Source organism: Legionella impletisoli, assembly GCF_900639875.1.
In the GTDB taxonomy this organism is placed as follows: Bacteria; Pseudomonadota; Gammaproteobacteria; order Legionellales; family Legionellaceae; genus Legionella_A; species Legionella_A impletisoli.
In genome coordinates this window covers 1-23,997 of record NZ_CAAAIA010000012.1, presented here as the reverse complement: position 1 = coordinate 23,997, position 23,997 = coordinate 1, and the positions used below count along the sequence as shown (strand labels likewise).

Genomic DNA, 23,997 nt, shown 5'->3' with positions numbered 1-23,997 from the left:
ATTCCTCACTTATAGGGTTTGCAGTAGGTTTCTCGCGTAAACAAAATGGCAACCAACGCGACCAATGTTGCGATGGGGAACATCCACATAGCAAATTGAAAATCAGTAAAGGTATATAGATCAGAGGTTGCGTGATGTTTTATTAAGCTGCCGAACAACACCTGGCCAACACCACCGCCACCCATAATAATCACAGAAGCCATGCCTGTAGCCGCTCCCGTATTTGAAGAGTCATTGCTTTCTGCAATCAAAGGATACGTAATGATTTGCGTACTTGTAAAAAAGCCCAAAGCGAAAAATAAAATACTGAGCTCTGTAGGAGAAAAAGCAATACCTAAGAATAATGGAATGATGGTAATTAAGGTGGCAATCGCACCCAGTATCATGAGTGGCTTACGCTGCCCCATGGTGTCTGAAAGCCAACCAATAACGGGACATCCAATGATACTCCCTATAAAAATCATGCTCACCACATTACTGGCGGCCATTTTGGGTAAATGATGCACCACTTCTAAATAGCTTGCGCCCCACAAAGCACAAAGCACCATAATTGGAAGATTAAGGCACGAAGTATAAAGCCCTGCCAACCAATTTTGTGGGTTTACTAAGGATTTTAAAACGCTTGGCGATGCCGTTTTTTCAGAAACATGATTCTGGTTGCTGGCAAGCTGTGGGGGGTGATCTTTAACAAAAAATAAGATCCAGAGAAATAACAAGGCGCCAACCCCACCATCAATGAGTAAGGAATCACGCCAACCAAAATGTTCGTTCAAATAAGCCAGTGGCGTATGCGCCATCATTCCGCCGATAAACGCCATGGTCACCAAACAACCAATAACCAGCGCTTGACGCCTAGGGGGAAACCAACGAGAAACCAGAACTACACAAGATAAAAAGCAAAAAGCGTTCCCGATACCCGATAAAAAATGATAAAACGATGCGATAGCAAATGAGTTCGTTAGCGCAAAACCAACCGTTCCCACTACACAGACAAACATAGCAGTCAAAATAACCATGCGAGTGGAAAAGCGATCAAGAATGACACCGGCAGGAAGAAGAAATAGAATATCCGCCCACAAATACGTACTCGACATCCAACTGATTTGTGCTGCATCAATATGAAATGATTCACGTAACGGTTGGTTAATTACGTCAAACAAATTAAGCTGGAAAAACTCGTAGAAGAAAAACAAACCGGCTGAAAGACAAACCAACCAAGCCATCCAATTACCACGCGGCAGTGAAACGCGCGAATCAACTGCGAACGAATCCGACAAAAACCACTCCATAAAGAGGACTATAAAGTGGCGCAAATTATAACAAAAAATCCCAAGGAATGGTATCGTTTTTGTGCAATTTTTTTGCACATCTAAGAAGACATATGTCTTCACTCGTACAACAACTCGCTAATGAGCGTTGAGCGCATAAGTTGGGAATGTAGGACACTGATACACCAATCGCGGCCAGTAGTTAAGAATAAAAAATATATTTTTTCATTTTTGCTATAGTTTAATTTATAGTTAAATCTTTCACTTACATGGAGTAGGACTATGGCGATGAAGGTAACTAAGCGCGGTCAAAATTTGTTAAGAGATCCGATTCTCAATAAAGGCACGGCGTTTACTGCAAAAGAAAAAGAAGAATTTCATCTATTAGGCTTACTTCCTTGCAACACCGAAACGATTGAAGAACAGCTCCTACGATGCCGAGATGCTTTTTCTGCCAAACAGACTCCTTTAGAACAACATATTTATTTAAGAGCACTGCAAGATCGCAACGAAGTGCTTTTTTACCGCTTTGTGCTGGATAATCTTGAGGAAATGATGCCCATCATCTACACCCCTGTTGTAGGGCAAGCGTGTGAATTTTTTCATCATATTTATCGACAACCTCGAGGTTTATTCATCAGTTATCCTGAATACGATAAGATGGATGAGATTTTAAGTGCGGTAGCAAAACTTCGCAAAGTGAGTGTCATTGTAGTAACTGACGGTGAGCGAATATTAGGCCTTGGCGATCAGGGTGCAGGTGGACTTGGTATTCCGGTTGGTAAACTATCGCTTTACACAGCCTGTGGTGGCATCAGCCCCGCCGAAACATTGCCCATTATTCTGGATGTAGGAACCAATAATAAAGAGCGTCTTGAGGATGTGGAATATCTCGGTTGGCGACATACGAGATTAACCGGTGAAGAATACTATGATTTCGTAGATCATTTTGTACAAGGCGTCAAAAAACATTTCCCCCATGTATTGCTGCAATTTGAAGATTTTGCACAACAACACGCTTACCCCTTACTGGAAAAGTATAAAGATGAACTTTGCACGTTCAATGATGATATACAAGGAACCGCAGCTGTTGCTGTGGCTGGAATTATTGCGGCGACAAAAGCTTGTAACGTGCCATTAAAAGAACATCGTGTTGCATTATTGGGTGCAGGTTCTGCTGGATGCGGAATCAGTGAACAATTGGTACATGCCATGATGAATCAAGGCTTAAGTGAAGAAGAAGCAAGAACTCGATTTTATTTAGTGGATAGAAATGGTCTTCTTCATGATGGAATGAATAACCTTTTACCATTCCAAAAACCCTTTGCTCGTAAACAAGAAGAATTAAGCGAATGGTCGTTACAAAGCAGCGGTCTTATCAGCATGATGGATGTGATTCAAAACGCGAAGCCAACGATTCTTTTAGGGGTTTCGGGCCAACCTAATCAATTTACTGAACCCATGATTAAAACCATGGCTAACTATTGTGAACGACCCATTATTTTCCCCCTATCAAACCCAACGTCTAGAATTGAAGTATCACCGCATGATGTATTGCACTGGACGGATGGCAAAGCCTTAGTTGCAACAGGAAGCCCTTTTGATGCCGTTGAGATTAATGGACAAACGATTGACATCGCTCAATGCAACAACTCCTATATTTTTCCAGGCGTTGGCTTAGGGGTAGTCGCTGGGAAAGCAAAACGTGTAACCGATAAAATGATGATGGCAGCCGCCATGGCCTTAAGTGAATTAGCGCCTGCTACTAAAACAGGACAAGGAAGATTGCTTCCCGAATTACATACCATTCGATCGGTCAGTCGTCATATTGCTAAAGCAGTTATTTTAGAAGCCATGAATGAAGGGCATGCTAAAAAACAAACGGATTCAGAAATCGACGAAGCCATCGACGAGGCCATGTGGGAACCAAAATACCAGTCCTATATAGCCGAATAATGCCTAGGAGCCAGCCATGATTAATCCTTTAACCTATGATCCAAAAGGTGATAAAAAAAATTCTGATTATTTTAATGAATATCGTATAAAAATCTATGAGCGACGAAAATCAAGTGGATTAGATGATTTATTAGGGGATATGGCAGCCGTTGTTGTTCAGGTTCAAACAGGCGATGCCCTAGATTATTTGAAAGAATTATATTTAATGACGCCTTATCGATATGCTGCCAGCTATATTAGTGATACGCATAAAATTTATTGCCTGACCAATATCAAGGAAGCACCCATTTATATTGTCATGGAACCCTTAGATCCAAATTTTAAAGACGATATTACACGCGTAAACAAAATGTATCCGAATGCGCGTGAAAAATATAATGCGCGATACGTGGGTGAGATTTTTAAAACCAAAGATACGAAAGAAACCAAAAACATATTAATTTCCCAGGATTTTAACTTTCATGATCCAGAAATCACGGAAAACAAATTCTATTGCAATAAACATGTTCAATTTACACGTATGTCCGATCTAACGTTCAATAGTACTGGGTATACCAGCGATGATTTGTTTGATTTTGATTCTCTTGAGTTAGGACAACCTTTTAGCCTAACTGAAAAGCAACAACAAGCGTTAGATAAAGCGGATCAATTTACTAAAGATAAAGGAACTAAACCGCTTATTAAAGGCATTGATCACATGGCCACACGAATTCTTGCAGGCGAACGTGAAGACGCCATTTTAGAATTTCTTTGCCTTTCAAATTATTATTTCTGGGGGGCTTATAACATTGATGATATGAATTCCTCTACCAATGTGAATCGTTGCTTGCACGGGAATGATATTCGCTCCCCTGCTAAAGTATTCACCGCCAACAACACCCCCTATATGGTCAATTCATTTGAAAATTTACCTATGCCAACGGAAAATTTCGTACGAAATTATGGGCGAAGAATGCATCATATTGCCATGGAAGTGGTCGATGGCGATCATCCAAGTGGAGGAAAAAATATTGATTATGTGATAAGCACGCTTAGAGACTCCGCTCATATTGGATTTCTAGCTAAAGTGTTTGGCGCCTGTGGTGATACCCCTGATCTGCAACAAATATTTTCCAAACACTCCCCTTTATCTTTGCTTATCACAGAATACGTTGAGCGTTGTCACGGATTTGATGGGTTTTTCACGAAAGAAAATGTGGCTGCCTTAACCGAAGCTGCGGGACTTGATGAAACAGTAAGCGCTCATCATAAAAAGCATGGGGTAGTGGGGGATTAATCCCAATTTAATCTAGGCACGATAAACTTCGCCCTCATTCTCAAGAATTCAATTAAATCTGTAATTTTATCAGCCGCTTTCTTAAATGGTTTTGAAAGCGCGTCTTTTTCAAGCAATTTGTTAAAACTCTTTTCCACCCTACAACCTTTTGTTTTTATGCTATTCTATATTTATCCATTTTGATTAAAAAAGCCGCATTGATTTTAACTTTATTTGATAGGTTTGTAATTCATGAAAAGCATCATCAATAAAGCTCACTTTATAAAAGCTGTTGAATATGCAAATACGCGTTTTTTCTCAACCCCCTATTCCATCAGCGGAATGGTAGACCGTTGGTTTAACCAACTGGCAATGATTGAAGTGGTGGATGAAGAAGGAAACAGCCGTATTGTTCATCTATCCCATGACATTGCAGAACGTCATGTTGACATACTCGTTGATGATGAAATCGTTAATAACGATATCATCGCATTGATAAAAAAATATAAAGGAAAAGATGCCTCTCATGAAGAAGAACGCGCCAAACTGCAAAAAAAAATTTATTCATTAAAAAATGGTTTAAGAGACAATCTCCCAAACAATACAAAAACTCGAAAAAAACAAAGCGAGCTTGCGGAAACAATCAAAAAGCTTAAGCTACTTGATGGAGAGATAGCCAAGGCGAATGAGTGGTACAAGAAAATTGTAGAAAAAGGACGAACTTCTTTAAATATTGAACGATTTGAAAAAGAATTTAATGGAAAAATTACAAACATTGTCTATCGACCTAATCACGGTTTAACCCATTCTGTACGCACCGCTTATTCAGTTGCATCCATTTTAGCTTATCGTCAAAAATGCGGTGACGAAGAAACCAAAGTACTAAAACAACCAGACATTGAAAAGTTACAATTAATGATGCTTTTTAGTGTGGTTGGGCGGCGTGATGAAACGGGGTTTAATGATGGCCCCGATGGATGTGAAACCTATAAAAGTTATCGTACGGCTTCAGGTCGCGAATACCTTGCATATAATCGTGAACATTCCAGTCATTTGTATCCAGGGGAGGATTCGCTAGAGAATCTCTATCGTGACGCCTTAGTGGTTGAGTTAATGGGGTATCAGTGTATAAAAGATGCTATAAATCGCCTCCGAGAACCTCCTGGATTGTTTGTGGATTATGTGAGGGAAATGGAAAATAAACTATATGGGAGAGACATTTCTCGTGAGGAAGCCCTAAATCTTATCGCCAGAAATGTTTACAGCCTTGATGCTTTTTTTCAACCCCAATCGGTTCGGGCGAAATCAGATGCCCTACTGAATATGATGAATGATGCTCATGGGTTAGATTTAATGCGCTGTTATCCTCTTTATCCAAATACCGATAATGGTCCCAAAATAATAAAAAATTTAGCTTATCATTTATATCAAATCGATTTTTTTTCGTTTGATGATATGCCGGATGGCGATAAGCTATGTTCTTTTTTTCAATTGTTACGAAATAGCTTTGATACTTTAGAACAAACGGGGCAAAAAACCACCTTTGGACTGCTATCGGCTAAGGCGTTTGAGTCGCAAAAAGAGGGACTTCTGGAAGAGATACAAGCCATTGCCACTGACTTTAAAGATCCATCAAGACGCGATGACCTATTAAAAGAAGCTAAAGAAGCTCATGCAAAAGATAACACTGAAAATTATTTTGAAAGTCGGTTTGCTAGCCCAAGAAATAAAAAAGAGGAAGATGCACTTCTTGATGACTATCGAGCGTATAAGATAACCCACCAAATTGCAGAGCAGCTTAAGGAAGAAAAAACATTACAACCTGATAAACGTATGTTTTTATTTAACCTACACAAACCAGATGATCGAAACAAACTGGATCATCATGCTAGTGCCGCGAGTCTCGTAAGTGCCTTAGAAGCACTCAGTCCTTTTCCAGGCGTAATATCCTCTGAATTACCCATGGTTACTAAGGTAGAGCATGATGAAAAAGCTAATGAGGTTACACTCTATTTTAAAGACGAAAAAAACGCCAAACATTTTGAGAACATTTATAAAGAAATGTTTGGCACATCAGAGCTTCTTCCAAACATCAAACAAGATGATTCGGCTCAATGGGTTATTAAAATAGGTCAAACGACATACAAACAACGCTCTTAGATAGGCTAAACCTTGCTCTACATGCTAAACGCATCAAAGACCTTTACGGTTACGATGTTCCTTTATTAGTGATGAGTCAAGATAAATCACCTTATCGCTATACTGAAGCGATGATCAAAGCGGATCTATTAGAGACTTATCAATGTCTACGGTCTGGTACATTTCCCTTTGACCAAACGTCATTTCCCATCTATAAAACAGACAAAAACGGCGATGTTGTGGTGAAAGATGGACATCCTGTGATTGAGATAACTAAAAAGGGGCGAGAAAAATCTCAACCGAAAAACTTAAATTTTCAAAAACAAATGTTGCTTGAGCTATTTCAAATGGGAATCTCAGAACTAACACATATAGATGAACTAGCTCAGGATGATGTGAATGGACAAGCTATAGGTCCAGAACAAATCGATGGCATCATCTCCTGCATAACAGATAAAATGGACCTGCTAGGTTCACTCACTCGTGAAGCTCGCTTGATGGAAAGCGTTTTATCCTCAAAAGATACCCAAAAACAACAAAAATTTTTTATCAGAGCATCCTCTTTGGGCCATCAATCGTTGCTTGAAACAATGAAAGAAAATGAATCCTTTTCTCTAACTCAACCTACATTGGATAAAGCCATTACCATTGCCCAAGCCAATCAAAATGTAGACCTTGTACGCTTTCTTACTACTTGGAAAGAAGAATACGAGCAAAAATTAAATCAACTTACTGAAGCGTTTCAGCAATTATCAGACTCACTTGAAGGGGCAGCGATAACGCCTGATAAAATTCAATCCCTCTTAGACTTAAATCAGCAGTATGAAGCCTTAAGCTATTACACATCGCTTTCCGATGAATTAACCGCCACTCGGCAGCAATTGCTTGAATACCAACTCTTAAATGACGCGTCAAGAACGGATGAAAACATTGCTAGACTTCCGAATCTTATGAAATTCTTACAAGACACTGATTTCAGAGAACGCTATACCTCAATTTTAGTCCATAAACATGCTGTAGAGATAGAACAATTAATACAAGTCCATGAACGTGTACCTAAAATAAGAAACCACTTCATGGATCTCATTGCCTCTCACGATTTAGATACCGCCAATCAATACATTGATTTGATTGACAATGAATACACTGATGAAGCTAAGATTTTTTACGAAAGTAATGACGAGGAACGCTCAAGTAATAAAGAAATAGTTCGTCACGAATGCCAAGCACTAATTGAAGAAATAAGACTAAGTAAAATTGATGTAAAAAAACCAGATGGAATCATCGATAAATACTGCATTGACAAATCTGGAAAGCTTAATAGCGCATCCTACATAGGGCTGCTTAAACTGCGCCAAGAATTAAACGCCACGAAAAATGCGGTTTCATCCCCTGAAATACAAGCAATAAAAGCTCAATATGAACGACTTCGACTTGCTGGAAAAAAATGGTATGGCTTAGGAAACAATCGTAAAGCTGATAAAATTTTAGATGCCGTTTGCAATGTGTGCTTAGCAGATAGACTTCATGTGTTTTCAAAAGAAGATAATCCAGCTTGCAATCAAGTTCGTATTGCCTTAGCAAGCCATCGAATCTATTTCACTAATCCCGTTAAAGATGGAAAAGTAGTAGTAGATGATGCAGCTAAGAGCTTTGGTATTGTTCAGCGCGATATTCAAAAAAGATACAAAAACGATTTCCAAGAACTTCGTGGGGCTGGTGACAACCACACCTCAGAAGACGACACCAAAATGACCAAATATTAGTCAACAAAGAAAACATGGTTAACAAACAAAATAATCGCAAGCTTATCTAAATTATGGATTGATTCTTAATAAAATGGCCAGAAAAGCATGATCAGTAAGGAGCCTATGACGACACCCATTAAAAACGGAGCAGTCATAACATCCTGTCTGCTGCGATTTTCCATTGCCTCACCCTCGGGGATTAAAGCAGCAATTAATAATAATTAATGCTTTGATACGCGCATAAAAGCCATGCCAAAATCACTCGGGGCAATTTCAAACCCATCTTTTTGATGAGTACATTGAAGGCTATTGGAATGAATTTGATCGACTTTAGCCAAGGGGGAAAGATTGTTCATAAGAGTTTTTTTGACACGTCTTTCTTTATTTCCTGTTATATGTTGATTAATAATGTTAAGTATCTCTTTACATAACGTTAGTTCATGCACTTTAGATACCCCAAATTCAAGGAAGATAATAATGAGCCATGATAAACTTTATCCTGTTCCAGAACAATTTGCTAAACAAGCGTTTATAAAGGAACAAAAATACCACCAGCTCTATCAACGTTCGATTGAAGATCCCAATGGATTCTGGGCAGAGAAAGCCCATGAGTTTATAACGTGGTTCAAACCTTGGTCAGAAGTATCAGAAGGCAACTTTAGCGATTTAAATGTCAAATGGTTTTTAAACGGTCAACTGAATGCCTGCTATAACTGCCTTGATCGCCATCTCGACAAACGCAAAAACCAAATAGCAATCATCTGGGAAGGCAATAATCCAAATGAAAGCAAAACCTTCACTTATAACGAGCTTTACATTGAGGTCTGTAAATTTGCCAATGTATTAAAAAATCTTGGGGTTAAAAAAGGAGACAGAGTTTGCATTTATTTGTCTATGATACCGATTGCTGCCATTTCCATGTTGGCATGTGCAAGACTCGGAGCAATACATTCAGTGGTATTTGGAGGCTTTTCTCCAGATTCTTTGAAAACTCGAATTTTAGATGCTCAATGCAAACTTCTTATTACAGCGGATGAGGCAATTCGGGGTGAAAAAACTGTGGCGCTTAAAGCCAATGCAGATAAAGCGCTTCAAGATTGTCCTGATGTAGAGCATGTCGTAGTGGTTAAACATACCGGCGGAGAAGTTAAATGGAATGCTGATAAAGATATTTGGTATCACGATGCGATATCTCGGGTAAGTGATGATTGTCCAGTAGAAACCATGGATTCAACTGATCCTTTATTTATTTTATATACCTCTGGATCAACGGGTAAACCCAAAGGCGTGTTGCATGGGAATGGCGGATATATGGTTTATACTGCGACAACGTTTAAATACGTTTTTGATTATCATGAGGGCGATATTTTTTGGTGTACAGCAGATGTGGGTTGGATTACCGGACATAGCTATTTGATTTATGGTCCCTTAGCAAACGGGGCTACTACATTAATGTTTGAAGGGGTTCCAAATTATCCAACTTACACCCGTTTTTGGGAGATTATTGATAAACATCAGGTCAATATTTTTTATACCGCTCCAACCGCTATTCGAGCCATACGACGCGAAGGGGATGCTTTAGTAGAGCGTACCAGTCGACGCAGTCTTAAATTATTAGGTTCCGTTGGCGAACCGATTAATCCTGATGTGTGGGAGTGGTATTTTGACGTAGTTGGGGATAAACGCTGCCCTATTGTGGATACCTGGTGGCAAACAGAAACGGGAGGCATTATGATAACGCCTCTTCCTGGCGCAACGCCTATGGCCCCAGGCTCTGCGTCTCGACCGTTTTTTGGTATCGTGCCTGACGTAGTTGATGATAAAGGGAACGGGGTTAATGCGAATCAACACGGTAAACTAGTCATTAAACAACCCTGGCCAGGCATGATGCAAACGATTTATGGCGATCACGAACGCTTTGTTGACGCTTACTTTAAAGAAATCCCAGGGTGTTATTTAACCGGTGATGCTGCTTACCAAGATAACAAAGGCTATTTCTGGATTATTGGGCGAACGGATGATGTCATTAAGGTTTCAGGACATCGATTAGGAAGCGAAGAGGTAGAAAGTGCGTTGTTAGCTCATCATGCTGTTTCCGAAGCCGCTGTTGTTGGTGTTCCGAATGAAATTACCGGCGAGGAAATTTATGCCTTTGTAACCACTCAAGCCCATATTGAACCAACCGAATCGTTAAAAGAAGAGCTGATTAATAAGGTGCGAGATGAAATTGGGCCCATTGCAAAACCCCATACCATTCAATGGACTCAAGCTTTACCTAAAACACGTTCTGGTAAAATTATGCGAAGAATACTTCGTAAAATAGCTAAAAATGAACTTGAAGAGCTTGGAGATACCTCTACCTTAGCGGATCCTAGTGTGATTGATACGCTAATTGCGGATAGAAAAAATCACCTTTAAGCTACTTAACGAGCGGTTTAATGATGGCTATACTGCACTTTCAGGAAAAACCAAATTAAAATGATTAGCAGGGAGTGTTTCAGCTATACACACAAAACTAAAAAAAACCAATTGGTGTGTCATTACCGGCGCCCCTTCTTCTGGAAAAACCACTATCATCAATGCTTTATCCGTAAGGGGATTTCAAACGGCACCGGAAATTGCACGTGCTTATTTAGAACAACTGCTTAAAGAGGATCCTGAAGCGTTTGTTACTCATCGAGGAAACTATGTTGTTCAAAATAAAATATTAGAATTGAAAATAACTCGCGAAAATCAATTACCCTCCGATGCGTTAATTTTTTTTGATAGGGGCATTCCAGATAGCTTAGGGTATTATCGCTATTATCATCTTGAAACCGATCAAATTATGGACAAGATGCGATTGTGTCAATATGCCTATGTATTTTTTTTAGAAGGTCTCCCCATAATATACGATGAAATACGTCATGAAGATGAAATTGAAGCACGCTTGATAGGTGAGCATATCTATCACGCTTATAAAGAATTAGGTTACGAAATCATTCGTATTCCACCTGCCACGGTTGAACAACGAATCACGATGATTTTGTCATCGATCAGGGCGTCGTGCCTAAACCATAAATAAGAATTAAAGTAAGGAAAGACTATGAGACAAAATGTTTTTGTAAACCGAATTTTAAATATGAAAAAAATTAAATACATCGGTTTAGATATGGATCATACCTTGATTCGTTACAAAACAGAGAACTTTGAACGCTTAGTCTATCAGCTAGTAATTGAAAATTTGATTCAAGAAAAAAATTACCCTGAAGAAATTAAGAACTTTACATTTAAATTTGAGGACGCTATTCGCGGATTAGTCATTGACAGCAAAAATGGCAACATTTTAAAACTTAGCCGTTATGCTGCTATTCGCCAAAGTTTTCATGGAACAAAACCCATTAAGTTTGCTGATCAAAAAGAGTTTTATCGAAGCATTTACGTGGATTTGAACGATCCCAATTACATGGCGATTGATACCTCTTTCTCGATAGCATTTTGTGTTTTGTACGGTCAGCTCGTGGATTACAAAGACGCACATCCCGATGTTTTGCCAAGTTATAATTTGTTGGCGTTGGATGTATTAAAAGGTGTAGATGAAGTTCATGCCACAGGTGATTTGAAACGAACCATTATTGAATCGCCGGATGAGTTTATTATTTGTGATGAAGAAGTGGTTCTAGGACTAAAGCGATACATTAAGCATGGTAAAAAAATATTTATTTTAACCAATTCAGATTACAAATACGCACGGCAATTGCTGGATTTCGCAATCAGCCCTTATCTAGAACCCGGCGAAACGTGGTATGATTTATTTGAATACGTCATTACCTTAGCAAATAAGCCTCGTTTCTTTTATGACAAAAGTCGTTTCCTCAGAGTCAATCCAGAAGATGGTACGATGACCAATATCGAAGGTTCCATTCATCCTGGCGTATATCAAGGTGGTTATGCTACTAAATTTACCGAGGATTTGGATTTGGTCGGTGATGACATTTTATACATTGGCGATCATATCTACGGCGATATTCTTCGTTTGAAAAAAGACTGCAATTGGCGTACCGCTTTGGTGGTGGAAGAATTAGGCGAAGAAATTAAAGCGCAAATGAGAGCCCGTCCTATTGAAGAGAAAATTGTTCTGCATATGAAAATCAAGCGCAAATTGGAAGATAAAACGGTATTCTTGCAAACTAAAAGCTTTGAAGAGCGAACAGATAAATATGATCCAGAACTCGAAACCATTCAACAAGAAATCATGGAACTCGATAAGCAAATTGCTCATCTTATTCAGCAACAACATCAGTTTTATAACCCAACTTGGGGAAGAATATTTCGCACAGGGGCTGAAGAAAGCTACTTTGCTTATCAGGTCGATCGCTATGCCTGTATCTATATGGAAAAACTATCCGATCTTTTAGAACATTCCCCTTTAACTTATTTTCGGGCCAATCGCCGTCTTTTAGCACATGATTTAGATAATATAATGGATGATATAGGGGATTGAAAATATTCTATACTTAAACAATACATAACTGACAAAGGACTGTCCAATGTTTGATTTAAGCGAGCTAACCATTAACCCAACCATTGTTTGTAACCTAATACAACGGGCTAAAGAGTTTCATGCAAAAGAAGCTGTCAGCATTCCAGAGATAAGCCCAAATACAGAATATGAATATGATTGGGCGCAAGTTTTGGCAGATCATTACGATGATCTAACTTATCTTGAAATAAATAATGCTATTGTATCACTGCGCTATGATCAGCAGGTTGATTTGTTAGCGTTAATGTATCTCGGGCGAGAAGATTTTGTGGACTTGGAAAATGCCAGGGAAGCCGCTATCAATAACCTTCCTTCTAACTTAACTGATTATTTACTCGGTCACCCCTTTCTTTCAGATTATCTTGAGAAAGGCTTGGCCATGTTTGGGCAATCGTGCGAAGAAGGCTTTTCCCAGTTTGAGTAAGCCTACTCAAACTGGGAGTGGTTTACTTTCTCACCACAATATTATTTTCAACGGAAACAACCCCTGGAACTTGGCGAGCAATCATCTCCGCCGTATCGCTTTGACGAATGGTTTTTACATATCCGCTTAAATACACAACGCCCTCTGAGGTTTCAACATGGAAGGTATAAGGCCGTAAATCGGGGCTATTTTTTAAAGCTTGGTGAACGGAAGCGCTTATTTGAGGATCTTTTGGGCGAAGTTGAAATAAGCCATCCCCTGGAATATATTGACATCCAAATAACATCATTAACATACATCCCACTAGAGTGCTTCGCAAAATCTTATTCATAACTATCCCCCTGTCAATGGATAACGTTTCTTTTATTCTTAATACCACTATAAATCATCCAGCCAATCATAGATGACCGCATTTGCAAATGCGGCATTCCCAACCTGGCAATGAGAACTTGCGCCTTCAAAATCTGTGAACTGATAACAATCAGCGTTTAACGTATTACAAAACTCATGGTATTGTCTTTTAGGCTCAGGGCCTTCACCTTCTCCAATTAAAGCAAGGCTCGGGCATTTAATCTGATTAATATCCTCTCCCACTCTAAACTCTTTCATATAAACAAATGTTTGTTTAAAGGAGCGTCGACCATAGCGAATCATTAATTGTTCACTACGTACCTTAAGTTCTTCTGGAAATTCGCTGTCAGGAATGTGTTTTAGATCCTCAATTGTAAAATCATCTGCATCAGGCATTTCAGAAGGATCCATGCCGGTAAATGAAGACAAATAAGCATGTACATCAAGCACAGGGGAGTTGGCAATTAACGCTTTAATTCTTGCCTCATGACTGGCAGCTCTGGTTGCAAAATATCCACCGATACTCACCCCCAACAAAGCTAAATGCTCCATATCGACTTCTTCTCGAAACGAAAAGGCATCAATTACTTTCGCAACCACATGCTCAAAATCGGGTTCAAAATAGGTATCAGGATAAGTTCTAAATATATCCATCTGTCCCGGGCCTGCAAATAAAATAACGTTATAATTACGCTCAATTCCAGCCAGACCATTCATAAAGAAAGTCTCTTCTAATGTTCCATCAAACCCGCTCACAATTAAAAGCGTTTTACGCTTTTGGCCATCGTTTTCAGGTGAAATAAAATAGACTGGAAGATAAATGTTTTTATAAGGGAGCGAGTGGGACTCAAAATGAACATCCATTGATCCAATGGCAGTAACAAAGCATTCCGCAGAGTTCAAACCAAGTTGGCGATGATGTTCAGAAAGCGTTGACGTGTAGTATTCTGCGGCTCGAAAGGAATTGGATGCTTTGAATAATTGCTGTCGACCACTAACGACATGATTTTTTCTTAACCGCTCGAGACCATCCTCTTTTTGCCAGGCAGCTTGTTGCTCAAAGGCTTGTACCCAATCTTTTGTATTCCCTTCTCGTATTTTATCTGCAATATTAAAACATTCACCAACGGATGCAGCCTGTGCGTAGGTTGCCCCAAGCTGTCGAAGCAACTGAAAATCCATTTCTGGATTATCAAATCCTCTTAATTGAATCGATCCTCGACTGATTTGGCTCATAGGAATCCCTGCTTTAATACGGTAGAATCATAGTATTGTAAACTAATTCAATAATAGCAAATAGAACTTATAAACAATACGGCGCTATAGCTATCACCATACATAATCTGCTGTAAGGAATAACCGTGAAAAAACTCTGCTTTTTGTTACTCTCTCTTCCTTTTTTACTTCTTGGCTGTGGTGTATTACCCTTAGATTTAGGCCAAAATCCTCGTTATCAACCTCTTGTTGGCCGTTGTTTAGCCGCGAACAATAAACTCTTCGTCATGAAGAAAAACGACAATCAGTATCAACTTCCCCGATACCTTCCTTCCACAAAAGCCAACGACTCAGAAGCACAATATTTACCGGTTGGTAGCAAACTAAAGATTATCAAAATATATCGGACTCTAAGTTACAGCGATGTTGGACCTTTTATGTACCTTGACATGAACGTTTTAAATGGTCCATTAAAAAATAATATCATCACATATCAATTTAAAACCCCGCTAAGCGTAGTAGATAACCGTATCGTTGAAGAAATATACGAGCATTCAAAAGTCGATCCAGATCAATTTGAAAAACATTATCTTCCAATTTTCGAAGGTAAACTTCATTTAACTTCTTGCAAGTAAGTGATAATTAAATAAGCGAACCTTTTTATACAGGATCCGTTCAAAATAAACCCGTTAATTAATCTTGCTATAATTACCAATACCGAGGGTATGAATGAGCAATAAGCATGGACCAACTCGCGATAATTGTGAATAACAAAGCTCAAAATGCATCGCTATTCAAAGACTATCAGGAAGCATTTGATCAACATGGATTAAAGTATAAGCTCGTAACGACTGATCCTTCCCTACTTGAACAAACGATTCAACAGTGTAAAGAAAGTTGTTCATTATTGCTTGTTGGCGGCGGAGATGGGACGGTACGAAGTGCCGCTCATCTTTGTGCGCAATCCAATGTCACTCTCGGTGTCTTACCCCTAGGGACGCTAAATCATTTTTTCACTGAATTAGCCTTACCCCAAGCACCCGATGAATTAGTTAATGCAATAAAAGAACGCCAATCCATTTACGTCGATTTAGCCGAGGTGAATGGTATCAAATTTATAAATAACTCATCCATTGGCGTTTACCCTCATTTTGCAAGAAAACGTGATGAATACAGCCGATTTTATAACAAATGGCTAAGCTATCTTCCTGGTTTAATTGAAAGTTTGCGAACGCATGAAACTTTTCATATTACGCTTGATTTTAACGACCAAGTATCGCATGCCAACACGTGTTTTTTAATGATTAGCAATAATTTATATTCGTACCAATTCCCTTTAACGCTAAAAAGAGAACAATTCAACAAAGCCATGCTTGGCATCTATCTATATAAACATACGGATTTAAATCCTATTAGATTACTTAAGTCCTTATTTAATCAACACAATAGTTTTGTAATTAGCCAATCTGAACATGAAGTTAGGGTGACGATTGAAAATCAAGAAGAAATATCGGTATCACTTGATGGAGATACAAAAATGCTTAAATCTCCTTTAGTTTATAAAAGCCTTCCACGGGCTTTAGCCATTTTGAAAAATAACTTATGAAAATTATTCATATATCGGACCTACATTTTGGAGCACATAATGAAACCATTAAAGAGCATTTCTTGATTGAAATGAGTATGCTTAGTCCCGATTTAATCATTATCTCCGGCGATTTGACCCAGCGCGCAAAAAAAGAGCAATTCAAGGCCTTATCCAAGTTTATTAAAGCACTTCCAGCCCCAGTGCTTGCTGTTCCTGGAAATCATGATATTCCTTTATGGAATGGTTTATCTAGGCTTCTTAATCCTTTTAAGGACTACCATAAGCGAATCACCCCCATCACCAAGACTCAATATTTAAACACCACTTTAAGAGCACTTGGTCTCAATAGCGTGAATCCTTTTCGAATAAAAAATGGCAAGCTATCAAAGAATACATTAGATGGCTTGTTTACATTTTTCGAAAAAGATTTTAAAGGACTAAACCTGGTATTTTTTCACCATAACTTTGATTATCTAGAAGGCTTTCATAAACCATTAGAAAATTACGAAGAATTTTTAGACTTTTTAAAACAGAGTTCTATTCATGTTGTGTGCACAGGACACTTGCATTATGCCCATGCCAGCATCATTACCAAACAAAATGGTAAGCCTTGTTTGATTTTACATGCAGGCTCCCTATTATCAAATCGCACTAAAGATAATGTTAATAGCTATTACCTGCTAGAAACACAAAACTTATCCTGCACCATTAGCTGGAAAGTGTATAATCAAAATCAATTTGAAATCATTACAAAGTATCAGGTTGATTTAACCAAACCCAACAGCGTATTAACCCCTATTTCAAAAACTCATTAAGAGAGTGGATGAATTGCTTCACTATCACACAGTGCCAAATCAAATGAACTGGATTGTTCCTCTACTTGGCGAGCTAAATCACGCAATGCCGTGCGCATTCCTTCTTCGATTACAGGATGATAGAATGGCATTTGCAAGACATCAAATGCCGTTAATTTCTTATAAATAGCCCAAGCTAAAAGATGAGCGATGTGTTCACCATCAGGTGCGATCAATTCTGCCCCTAAGAGCTCCCCTGTTTTTTTCTTGCCATAAATTCGTAATATTCCTTTATTTTCCAGCATAATTTTGGCGCGACCTTGATCGGAATAGTCCACTTCACCAATCACTATATCTTCTTGTTGCAACTCCTTAAACGATTGCCCAATCACAGCGATGTTAGGCTCCGTGAATAGAATTCGAAGCAGTGTACGCCTTCGAAAGCATTGCGTAGAATTTACTGCGTTAAATCCAGCAATGCGCCCTTCATCAGCGGCTTCATGGAGTAAAGGGCGTTCTTGATTGACATCACCGGCTATAAATAATGAAGTATCTTGTATTTGCATGGTTGTTTTATCAAAAATAGGAAGACCTTTTTCATCATGCTGAATTCCTATGGACTTAAGCCCTAGTGATTCAAGGTTGGGTTTTCGCCCTATAGCCGCAATGACCTTCTCAACCGGAATTTTTTTATCTCCTACGATCATTAACGAACCATTTTCCATGGTTAAAGAAACTTTTTCGTTTAAAACCAAAGAAAATTCCTGTTTAAATATCTCAGTAGCGGCTTTATTTACCTTAGGATCAGTTAACCCTCCAATAAAAGAGCCTTCGTTATAAACTGATAATTTAATGCCCAACCGAGACAAGGCCTGGCCAAACTCAAGCCCAATACTACCTGCTCCTATAACAGCCAGTTCATTGGGTAAATCATTTTGTTCAAAAAGGGTTTCACTGGTTAATAGCTTGGTTTTAAAAAAATTCCAAGATTCTGGGATAATGCTTTCAGAGCCGGTGGCAAGAATAATTGATTTCGCTTGAATACGTTGATTTCCAACTTGAATGACATCTTTTGAGAGCAGTTTCGCTTCTTCGCAAATTAAGTTATCTCCCAAGGATTTTGTGAATTCAACCACACTTTGAGTAAAACGATCTCGCTCATCGCGAACGTGGGCGAGAACGTCTGGAATCTTAACCTGAACATGCTCTTCGCCATAAATTCCCATGGGTTTAAAATGATGACGATGATGATAATAATTAGCAGCCTGTAATAAAACTTTGGAGGGCATACAACCCACTCGAGCACAGGTTGTTCCAAGTGGGCCTTTATCAACAACCACAATATTTTCTGTGACTTTGCGTGCTTCTTTATAAGCAGACAAACCGGCGGTACCGGCTCCAATAATGGCTACATCAACATCCCTGTTCATAGCAAGTTGCCTTTTAAAAGATAATCATGCTTTTAAGCATAGCCTCATCAAAAGAGACATGCTACTTTTGCGGCAACCTTACGTTAATTAGGGTTCTTACAATATTCACCCAGTTGTTCAGGTACCGCCAATTTATAAATTTCTGCAAAATGTTTATAAAAACCGACGCGATTTAGAAGATTCGGATTTTCTCCTTGCCCACACTCAATACCGCCATTAATGATATTAATTGTCTCACCAAACAAATCATTTTTATAAGCGGTTGGATCGCTTAACATCACACTATGAGCCGCTGGCTTAGGAGGTTGTGGTGTCATCCAAAACCAGATAGCCGTTTCCCAGGCAAGGATAGGATCAGTCCCCACCAAGCCAGGATTGCTCAGTAACACCTTGGGATCACCGAAAATAGCTTGACTTGCCTGACCATAATTGTAATTCCAGGATAATTGCATGGCACCCCGACCATGATACGACTGCCCAGATACGGGTTTATATTCACTAGAAGGATCCGTATATTGCGGACATACAGTACCTTTGCAGCCTACTTCTTCAGCAAAACATAATCCCCAAGCAAAAGGACCACCCGGTGCGGTTGGCCAGCCACCGGTCGTTTCATGCGATACATTAGCCAGAAACGCTATCAATTCTCTTTTATTTTGTTCTTCTGTTCCTTCATGTAGAAATAAAGGATATTTTGCAGCCGCTTTTTCTAAGCCTTCGTAGCTAAATACTGGATTGGCATGAGGAAAAAAGGCTTTAAACTCTTCTTCATTTAAAGGAAGCAGCCCATCATTTCCATAAGCTAAACCACTACCTAATACCAGTGTCACAAAAAAATACTTAATTAACTTCAAATTAATCCGCTGTTTCATTTTAGCCTTCCTTTGAGGTAAAAAAATAATGGGCGGATGATAGGAGTAGGAAGTAAAAATTACAAGCTTAATGTTTTCTTGGAAATGAGGAGGGATTGACTAAAATTCTTCCTGGTAATTTAGAGCACGCATGTTTTACAATGACGCGAGTTTTATCGTTGTAAAAGTACCGTTCATGCAAAACCAATCTTTTCGTTGGGCCCTCATTGATTTAGAAACCACCGGAACGCACGTAACTCAAGATAAAATCACCGAAATCGCTGTAATTATTGTCACTGAAAAAGGGGTGGAATCGACTTGGAACACTCTACTTAACCCGAATCAGAGTATTTCCGAAGCGATTGTGCTCCTTACAGGGATAAGCAATCACATGGTAGCTAAAGCACCTCCGTTTGCAGAGATTGCGGAAGATTTAATCATGCTACTGCAAGATTGTGTATTGGTGGCTCATAATGTTCGTTTTGATTATGCGTTTTTAAAAAATGCCTTTAAATCCTGTGGGTTAAGTTATCAACCTTCCATGCTTTGTACCTTAAAATTATCTAAAGCATTATATCCGCAATTCAAAAGGCATAACCTAGCTAACTTGGTCGAGCAATTTGGCATTCCATTCGAAGTACAACACCGCGCAAAAGAAGATGTGTTTGCTTTATATCTTATGCTCCAAGCCATTAAGGCTGAATGCTCTCTTTCCATGGTATTAGAGCAGGCAAACATTCTTCATAAAAAACCGTGTATACCAGCCCATCTTAAAACCAATATCCACTCACTTTCTAAAACACCTGGTGTTTATCTATTTTATGGTCGAGATAAAACCCTTCCACTTTATATAGGAAAAAGTGTTTCATTGCGTCAACGAGTACTTTCCCATTTTCAAGCCGATCACAGTCATGCGAAAGAATTTGCAATGGCTCAACAAGTAGAAACGATTGAAGTGATTGAGACGTCAGGAGAGCTCAGTGCGCTCTTGTTGGAATCATCCTTAATTAAAAAAAAAAATCCTATTTACAATCGAAGACTTAGACGAAAAACTTTAATCGTTAGGTTCAAAATAGCCGAACTTAACGGGTATAAAACCATAGAAATCGTCCGAGAATCCAGCAACGAATCATCCAACTATTTGATAGGAGCATTCAGCAGCATTCGCTCAGCTAAATCCAGTTTGCAACATCTCGTCAAAGCGTTTCGTCTCTGTCCTAAATTATGCTACTTAGAACATACAAAAGGCGCTTGTTTTTATGTGCAACTTAAGCGATGTCATGGCGCTTGTGAACAATTTGAACCAGCAAAAGAATACAATCAACGAGTTTTCAACGCTTTAGAGCAATATCAACAACAAACCTGGCCTTTTAAAGGAAAAATTGCCATTAAAGAAACTCATCCGACAACAAAGAGCGTTCAATATTTAATTTTTGATGAATGGCGGTATTTAGGCACATACGATTCTCCAACCGTACCCATGAGTGAATCTAAAGCGCATGATGTTGACGTCTATAAAATTCTATCGGCTTATTTGAAGAAGAATACCAAACAAACCGAAATCATCGAACTCAATTCATAATAAATCTTTAGGAAGCAAGTAGAGATGACGATGGGCTGCCACGATCAAACCGTAGCCGATTAGGACGTAAGCCATAAGTCCCTACCTGCTGTGCTTTAAGCGCAGCATCCATGCTATGAACCCTCAAAACTTCTGGATGCTGCGGTCAAAGCCGCAGCAAGTAGGCAAAAAAAGCGTGTAATGTTCAAAAATTAGATGTGTTTGCCCTGGTAACACTGTAAGATTGGTTTAAGGTTTTAGTGCTGTCTTTTTCTTTGTAGGGTGTAGCCTTTTTAGAAATATCAACAACCGGCTGCTTCCCTTCCAAACTAATGGTCATGATTTCTTTATTGTTAAAATCAAAGCTTCGCAAATCAATGGTTTTAATTGTTTGGTCCTCATAAGTTCTTAGGTAGTAGCGCAAATTAACGGGATCTTTTACGGTCGTGGCCCAGGTTAAATCATACTTAACATCACCATTTTCTTTGCTTTGAACAGCCCCATAGGGAATATCAAATTGATTTAAAATATGAAAGGTTTCAAAGACTGCATCTTCTGCCGTTTCGGTTGGAACCGCTGTAGCAGAGAAAATAGCGGCCTGAACAAACCGTGAAGGCGGAGTAAAATCACCTGGCAAACCCCGAAGACCATTTCCTTCGCCAAATTGGTTCAGCTGATATCCATCAACGGTTTTCTTTGGAACATTTAGCGGCGATAAGGTCATGTAGTTTGATAGATTAGTTAAATGCCAATCAAAGGTAGGCGAGTTGGTAAATACACCAATCGGGTTATCTCTGACCACGAGTTTCCCATCAATTGGCTCGACCACTAAACTTTTACCCGATTTATCATAAAAAACATAATGAAAAGGAGGAACACCATTCCAGTCTTTTTCGGCTGTTGGCACAATCACAACAGAGTTTACCGCTTCTTTTAATTCATCAACCGTTGCAAATTGGGTTAAAGCCCAGTTTATAAACTCCGTAGGGGCTAACGCCGAGCTCTTATTGTCATCGGTTACTGATGTATAAGAGGCATATCCTGGGAAGTAAAATGCTCCAGCAGAAAACCCTTTCTCGTTCACCCCATCAATAATGGCTGAAGCACCGAATGCAGTTGCTCCTACTGCAGCATATTTTGCACTATACTTAAGTCCTGATGAACCATCCGGTAACGTTCCTGAAAAGGCATAATGTCTTGGAACAACGAGACCATCTAGCTCTAAAGGCATACCAAATTCAACTGTACGACCATTGATATAACTGCCATCTTTAGCCGTTAAATGAAATCCCGTACAAGCAAAGGACATATTGGATAAAGATAAAAGAGAAGAAATTAAAAACAATACTCGGGTTCGTTTCCAATTTTTTATAAGTAACATCATGTATCTCCCTGATAAGTAATTAATAAAAATTAGCCATCTTCCTGAGGTCTGTCAATTAAATCCAAAAATTAAACGACTTGGCCCGCTGCCCAGCCCGAAGACCAAGCCCATTGGAAGTTATATCCACCTAACCAGCCCGTCACATCCAGTGCTTCCCCAATAAAATACAATCCTTTATGGTTTAAAGCTTCCATGGTTTTGGAGGATATGGCATCGCAATCAATTCCTCCTAGCGTGACTTCCGCTGTTCGATACCCTTCCGTCCCATTCGGTTTAATCTGCCAATTATTCAATTGTTGCACAACCGCTTCTAATTCTACGTTAGAACAATCCGCCATGATTTTTTCATTGAGCCCTTTAGGAATAAACACTTCAACTACTCGTTTTGGAAAATATTGCGATAAAATGGAGAAAAGTGGTTTCCGTGACGCGTTTTTTCGCTCAGACTTTAATTTCTCTAATAAATTGAGACTGGGCAATAACTTGATGTGGATAAATTCCCCAGGCATCCAATAGGAAGAAATCTGAAGTATTGCAGGGCCACTTAAACCACGATGGGTAAACAAGATATTTTCACGAAAAGCCATATTGTCTGTACTTACCAAGCTATCCACACTGATTCCTGATAACGGTGAAAAACGTTCTTTATCAGCGATATCCAAGGTAAGCGGTACTAATCCCGCGCGGGTGGGCCAAACGTTTATGCCGAATTGTTCTGCCACTTTATAAGCAAAAGAGCTAGCACCCATGGTGGGTATAGATAATCCTCCCGTTGCAATCACGAGAGACTGACAAACATACTCTCCATTTGATGTGATAAGCCGATACGTTTGATTGTTTTGTTTTTTAATTTTTTCAATGGATGTCTCTAGGCTTATTTCTGAATTGACTTGCCTGCATTCCTTGACCAATAACTCGACAATATCCTTAGATTTATTATCACAAAATAACTGTCCTAGGGTTTTTTCATGAAAAGGGATCTGATGCTTTTTTACCAATTCGATGAAATCCCATTGCGTGTAGCGAGACAGTGCGGATTTGCAAAAATGAGGATTATGAGAAATATAATTATCAGGCGATGCGTAATAATTAGTAAAATTACACCGCCCACCACCTGACATTAAGATTTTTTTACCCACTTTATTGGCATGATCCAAGACTTGGACATGGCGTCCACGCTTCCCAGCCTCTATCGCACACATCAAACCCGCGGCCCCTGCACCTACGATAATGACATCAAATTTTTTCATCAGATCTTTTAGGAGAAAACTTAGAATTATAACATGTCGTGATGGAAAACACTGAGCTTGTGTTAAACGCATCAGGGAAAACGCATCTAATTTTGAACATTACACGGTTTTTTTACCTACTTGCCCTGCTTTATGCCATAGGTATCTACACAAATGCTTCTCCTATTATTTGGCGAAGCATTTGTTTAAGTTCTCCTGGGTCATATCGTTCTAATAAATCGAGTGCATTAAGAAGAGAACAAAGCCCTGTAAAAAGAGCTG

Annotated in this window: 20 protein-coding genes; 12 read left to right on the top strand and 8 right to left on the bottom strand. The window is 39.1% G+C overall.

What is annotated here, in order from left to right; translation table 11 throughout:
- Nucleotides 1–5: 5 nt before the first annotated feature.
- The gene (locus E1O41_RS10755) at nt 6–1,277 is read right to left on the bottom strand and encodes an MFS transporter (RefSeq protein ID WP_165481181.1); all 1,272 of its coding nucleotides are present in this window, start codon (nt 1,275–1,277) and stop codon (nt 6–8) included.
- Between the two features lie 273 nt (nt 1,278–1,550).
- Between E1O41_RS10755 and E1O41_RS10750 the strand changes: the two genes are divergently transcribed.
- The 4 genes from E1O41_RS10750 (at nt 1,551) to E1O41_RS10735 (ending at nt 8,384) form a co-directional block, all read left to right on the top strand.
- A complete protein-coding gene (locus E1O41_RS10750) occupies nt 1,551–3,224 on the top strand; it encodes an NAD-dependent malic enzyme (protein ID WP_131777339.1) in 1,674 nt (557 codons plus the stop codon).
- A gap of 16 nt (nt 3,225–3,240) precedes the next feature.
- Nucleotides 3,241–4,500 carry a hypothetical protein gene (locus E1O41_RS10745; RefSeq protein ID WP_131777338.1) on the top strand — a complete coding sequence of 420 codons (1,260 nt, stop codon included), beginning with the start codon at nt 3,241–3,243 and terminating at the stop codon, nt 4,498–4,500.
- Nucleotides 4,501–4,731: 231 nt separating this feature from the next.
- Nucleotides 4,732–6,639, top strand: a complete 1,908-nt coding sequence (locus E1O41_RS10740; protein ID WP_131777337.1) for a SidE phosphodiesterase domain-containing protein — start codon at nt 4,732–4,734, stop codon at nt 6,637–6,639.
- Nucleotides 6,640–6,710: 71 nt separating this feature from the next.
- Nucleotides 6,711–8,384, top strand: a complete 1,674-nt coding sequence (locus E1O41_RS10735) for a hypothetical protein (RefSeq protein WP_131777336.1) — start codon at nt 6,711–6,713, stop codon at nt 8,382–8,384.
- A gap of 203 nt (nt 8,385–8,587) precedes the next feature.
- Here E1O41_RS10735 and E1O41_RS11985 read toward each other — a convergent pair whose 3' ends face one another.
- Nucleotides 8,588–8,722 (bottom strand): hypothetical protein, encoded by a 135-nt coding sequence (locus E1O41_RS11985; protein ID WP_268237681.1) that lies wholly within the window; start codon nt 8,720–8,722, stop codon nt 8,588–8,590.
- 121 nt (nt 8,723–8,843) lie between these two features.
- Between E1O41_RS11985 and acs the strand changes: the two genes are divergently transcribed.
- From acs to E1O41_RS10710, 4 genes are all read left to right on the top strand, one after another.
- Nucleotides 8,844–10,784 (top strand): acetate--CoA ligase, encoded by a 1,941-nt coding sequence (acs, locus tag E1O41_RS10725; RefSeq protein WP_131777334.1) that lies wholly within the window; start codon nt 8,844–8,846, stop codon nt 10,782–10,784.
- Nucleotides 10,785–10,869: 85 nt separating this feature from the next.
- Complete coding sequence (locus tag E1O41_RS10720) at nt 10,870–11,430, top strand: AAA family ATPase (protein WP_131777333.1); 561 nt, start codon at nt 10,870–10,872, stop codon at nt 11,428–11,430.
- Nucleotides 11,431–11,451: 21 nt separating this feature from the next.
- Nucleotides 11,452–12,849, top strand: coding sequence for an HAD-IG family 5'-nucleotidase (locus tag E1O41_RS10715; RefSeq protein WP_131777332.1), 1,398 nt, complete (start codon nt 11,452–11,454; stop codon nt 12,847–12,849).
- Between the two features lie 46 nt (nt 12,850–12,895).
- A complete protein-coding gene (locus E1O41_RS10710; protein ID WP_131777331.1) occupies nt 12,896–13,312 on the top strand; it encodes a DUF3775 domain-containing protein in 417 nt (138 codons plus the stop codon).
- 22 nt (nt 13,313–13,334) lie between these two features.
- Here E1O41_RS10710 and E1O41_RS10705 read toward each other — a convergent pair whose 3' ends face one another.
- Together E1O41_RS10705 and E1O41_RS10700 are read right to left on the bottom strand one after the other, a co-directional pair.
- Nucleotides 13,335–13,643: a BON domain-containing protein gene (locus tag E1O41_RS10705; protein ID WP_131777330.1), complete on the bottom strand. Its 309-nt coding sequence runs from the start codon at nt 13,641–13,643 to the stop codon at nt 13,335–13,337.
- Between the two features lie 47 nt (nt 13,644–13,690).
- Nucleotides 13,691–14,899 (bottom strand): alpha/beta hydrolase family protein, encoded by a 1,209-nt coding sequence (locus E1O41_RS10700; protein ID WP_131777329.1) that lies wholly within the window; start codon nt 14,897–14,899, stop codon nt 13,691–13,693.
- Nucleotides 14,900–15,024: 125 nt separating this feature from the next.
- Here E1O41_RS10700 and E1O41_RS10695 point away from each other — a divergent pair, with 125 nt between their 5' ends.
- The 3 genes from E1O41_RS10695 to E1O41_RS10685 all read left to right on the top strand — a co-directional run bounded on the left by E1O41_RS10695 (nt 15,025) and on the right by E1O41_RS10685 (nt 17,281).
- Complete coding sequence (locus E1O41_RS10695; RefSeq protein WP_131777328.1) at nt 15,025–15,513, top strand: hypothetical protein; 489 nt, start codon at nt 15,025–15,027, stop codon at nt 15,511–15,513.
- Between the two features lie 107 nt (nt 15,514–15,620).
- A complete protein-coding gene (locus E1O41_RS10690) occupies nt 15,621–16,484 on the top strand; it encodes a diacylglycerol/lipid kinase family protein (RefSeq protein ID WP_131777327.1) in 864 nt (287 codons plus the stop codon).
- On the top strand, nt 16,481–17,281 hold the full coding sequence (locus E1O41_RS10685) for a metallophosphoesterase family protein (RefSeq protein ID WP_131777326.1): 801 nt from the start codon (nt 16,481–16,483) through the stop codon (nt 17,279–17,281). The genes E1O41_RS10690 and E1O41_RS10685 overlap by 4 nt, the downstream gene beginning before the upstream one ends.
- Here the strand turns inward: E1O41_RS10685 and E1O41_RS10680 are convergent.
- Both E1O41_RS10680 and E1O41_RS10675 read right to left on the bottom strand, forming a co-directional pair.
- The gene (locus E1O41_RS10680) at nt 17,278–18,690 is read right to left on the bottom strand and encodes a dihydrolipoyl dehydrogenase (RefSeq protein WP_131777325.1); all 1,413 of its coding nucleotides are present in this window, start codon (nt 18,688–18,690) and stop codon (nt 17,278–17,280) included. The genes E1O41_RS10685 and E1O41_RS10680 overlap by 4 nt on opposite strands.
- Before the next feature lie 83 nt (nt 18,691–18,773).
- Nucleotides 18,774–19,562 (bottom strand): chitinase, encoded by a 789-nt coding sequence (locus E1O41_RS10675; protein ID WP_131777324.1) that lies wholly within the window; start codon nt 19,560–19,562, stop codon nt 18,774–18,776.
- 130 nt (nt 19,563–19,692) lie between these two features.
- On the opposite strand from E1O41_RS10675, the gene E1O41_RS10670 reads away from it, so the two are divergent.
- Nucleotides 19,693–21,123 (top strand): 3'-5' exonuclease family protein, encoded by a 1,431-nt coding sequence (locus tag E1O41_RS10670; RefSeq protein WP_131777323.1) that lies wholly within the window; start codon nt 19,693–19,695, stop codon nt 21,121–21,123.
- Between the two features lie 184 nt (nt 21,124–21,307).
- Here the strand turns inward: E1O41_RS10670 and E1O41_RS10665 are convergent, their stop codons facing one another.
- On the bottom strand, nt 21,308–22,486 hold the full coding sequence (locus tag E1O41_RS10665) for a linear amide C-N hydrolase (protein ID WP_207384523.1): 1,179 nt from the start codon (nt 22,484–22,486) through the stop codon (nt 21,308–21,310).
- A 68-nt stretch (nt 22,487–22,554) separates the two neighbouring features.
- Entirely contained in the window at nt 22,555–23,736 is a 1,182-nt protein-coding gene (locus E1O41_RS10660; RefSeq protein WP_131777322.1) for a BaiN/RdsA family NAD(P)/FAD-dependent oxidoreductase, read from the bottom strand.
- Nucleotides 23,737–23,997: the final 261 nt, after the last annotated feature.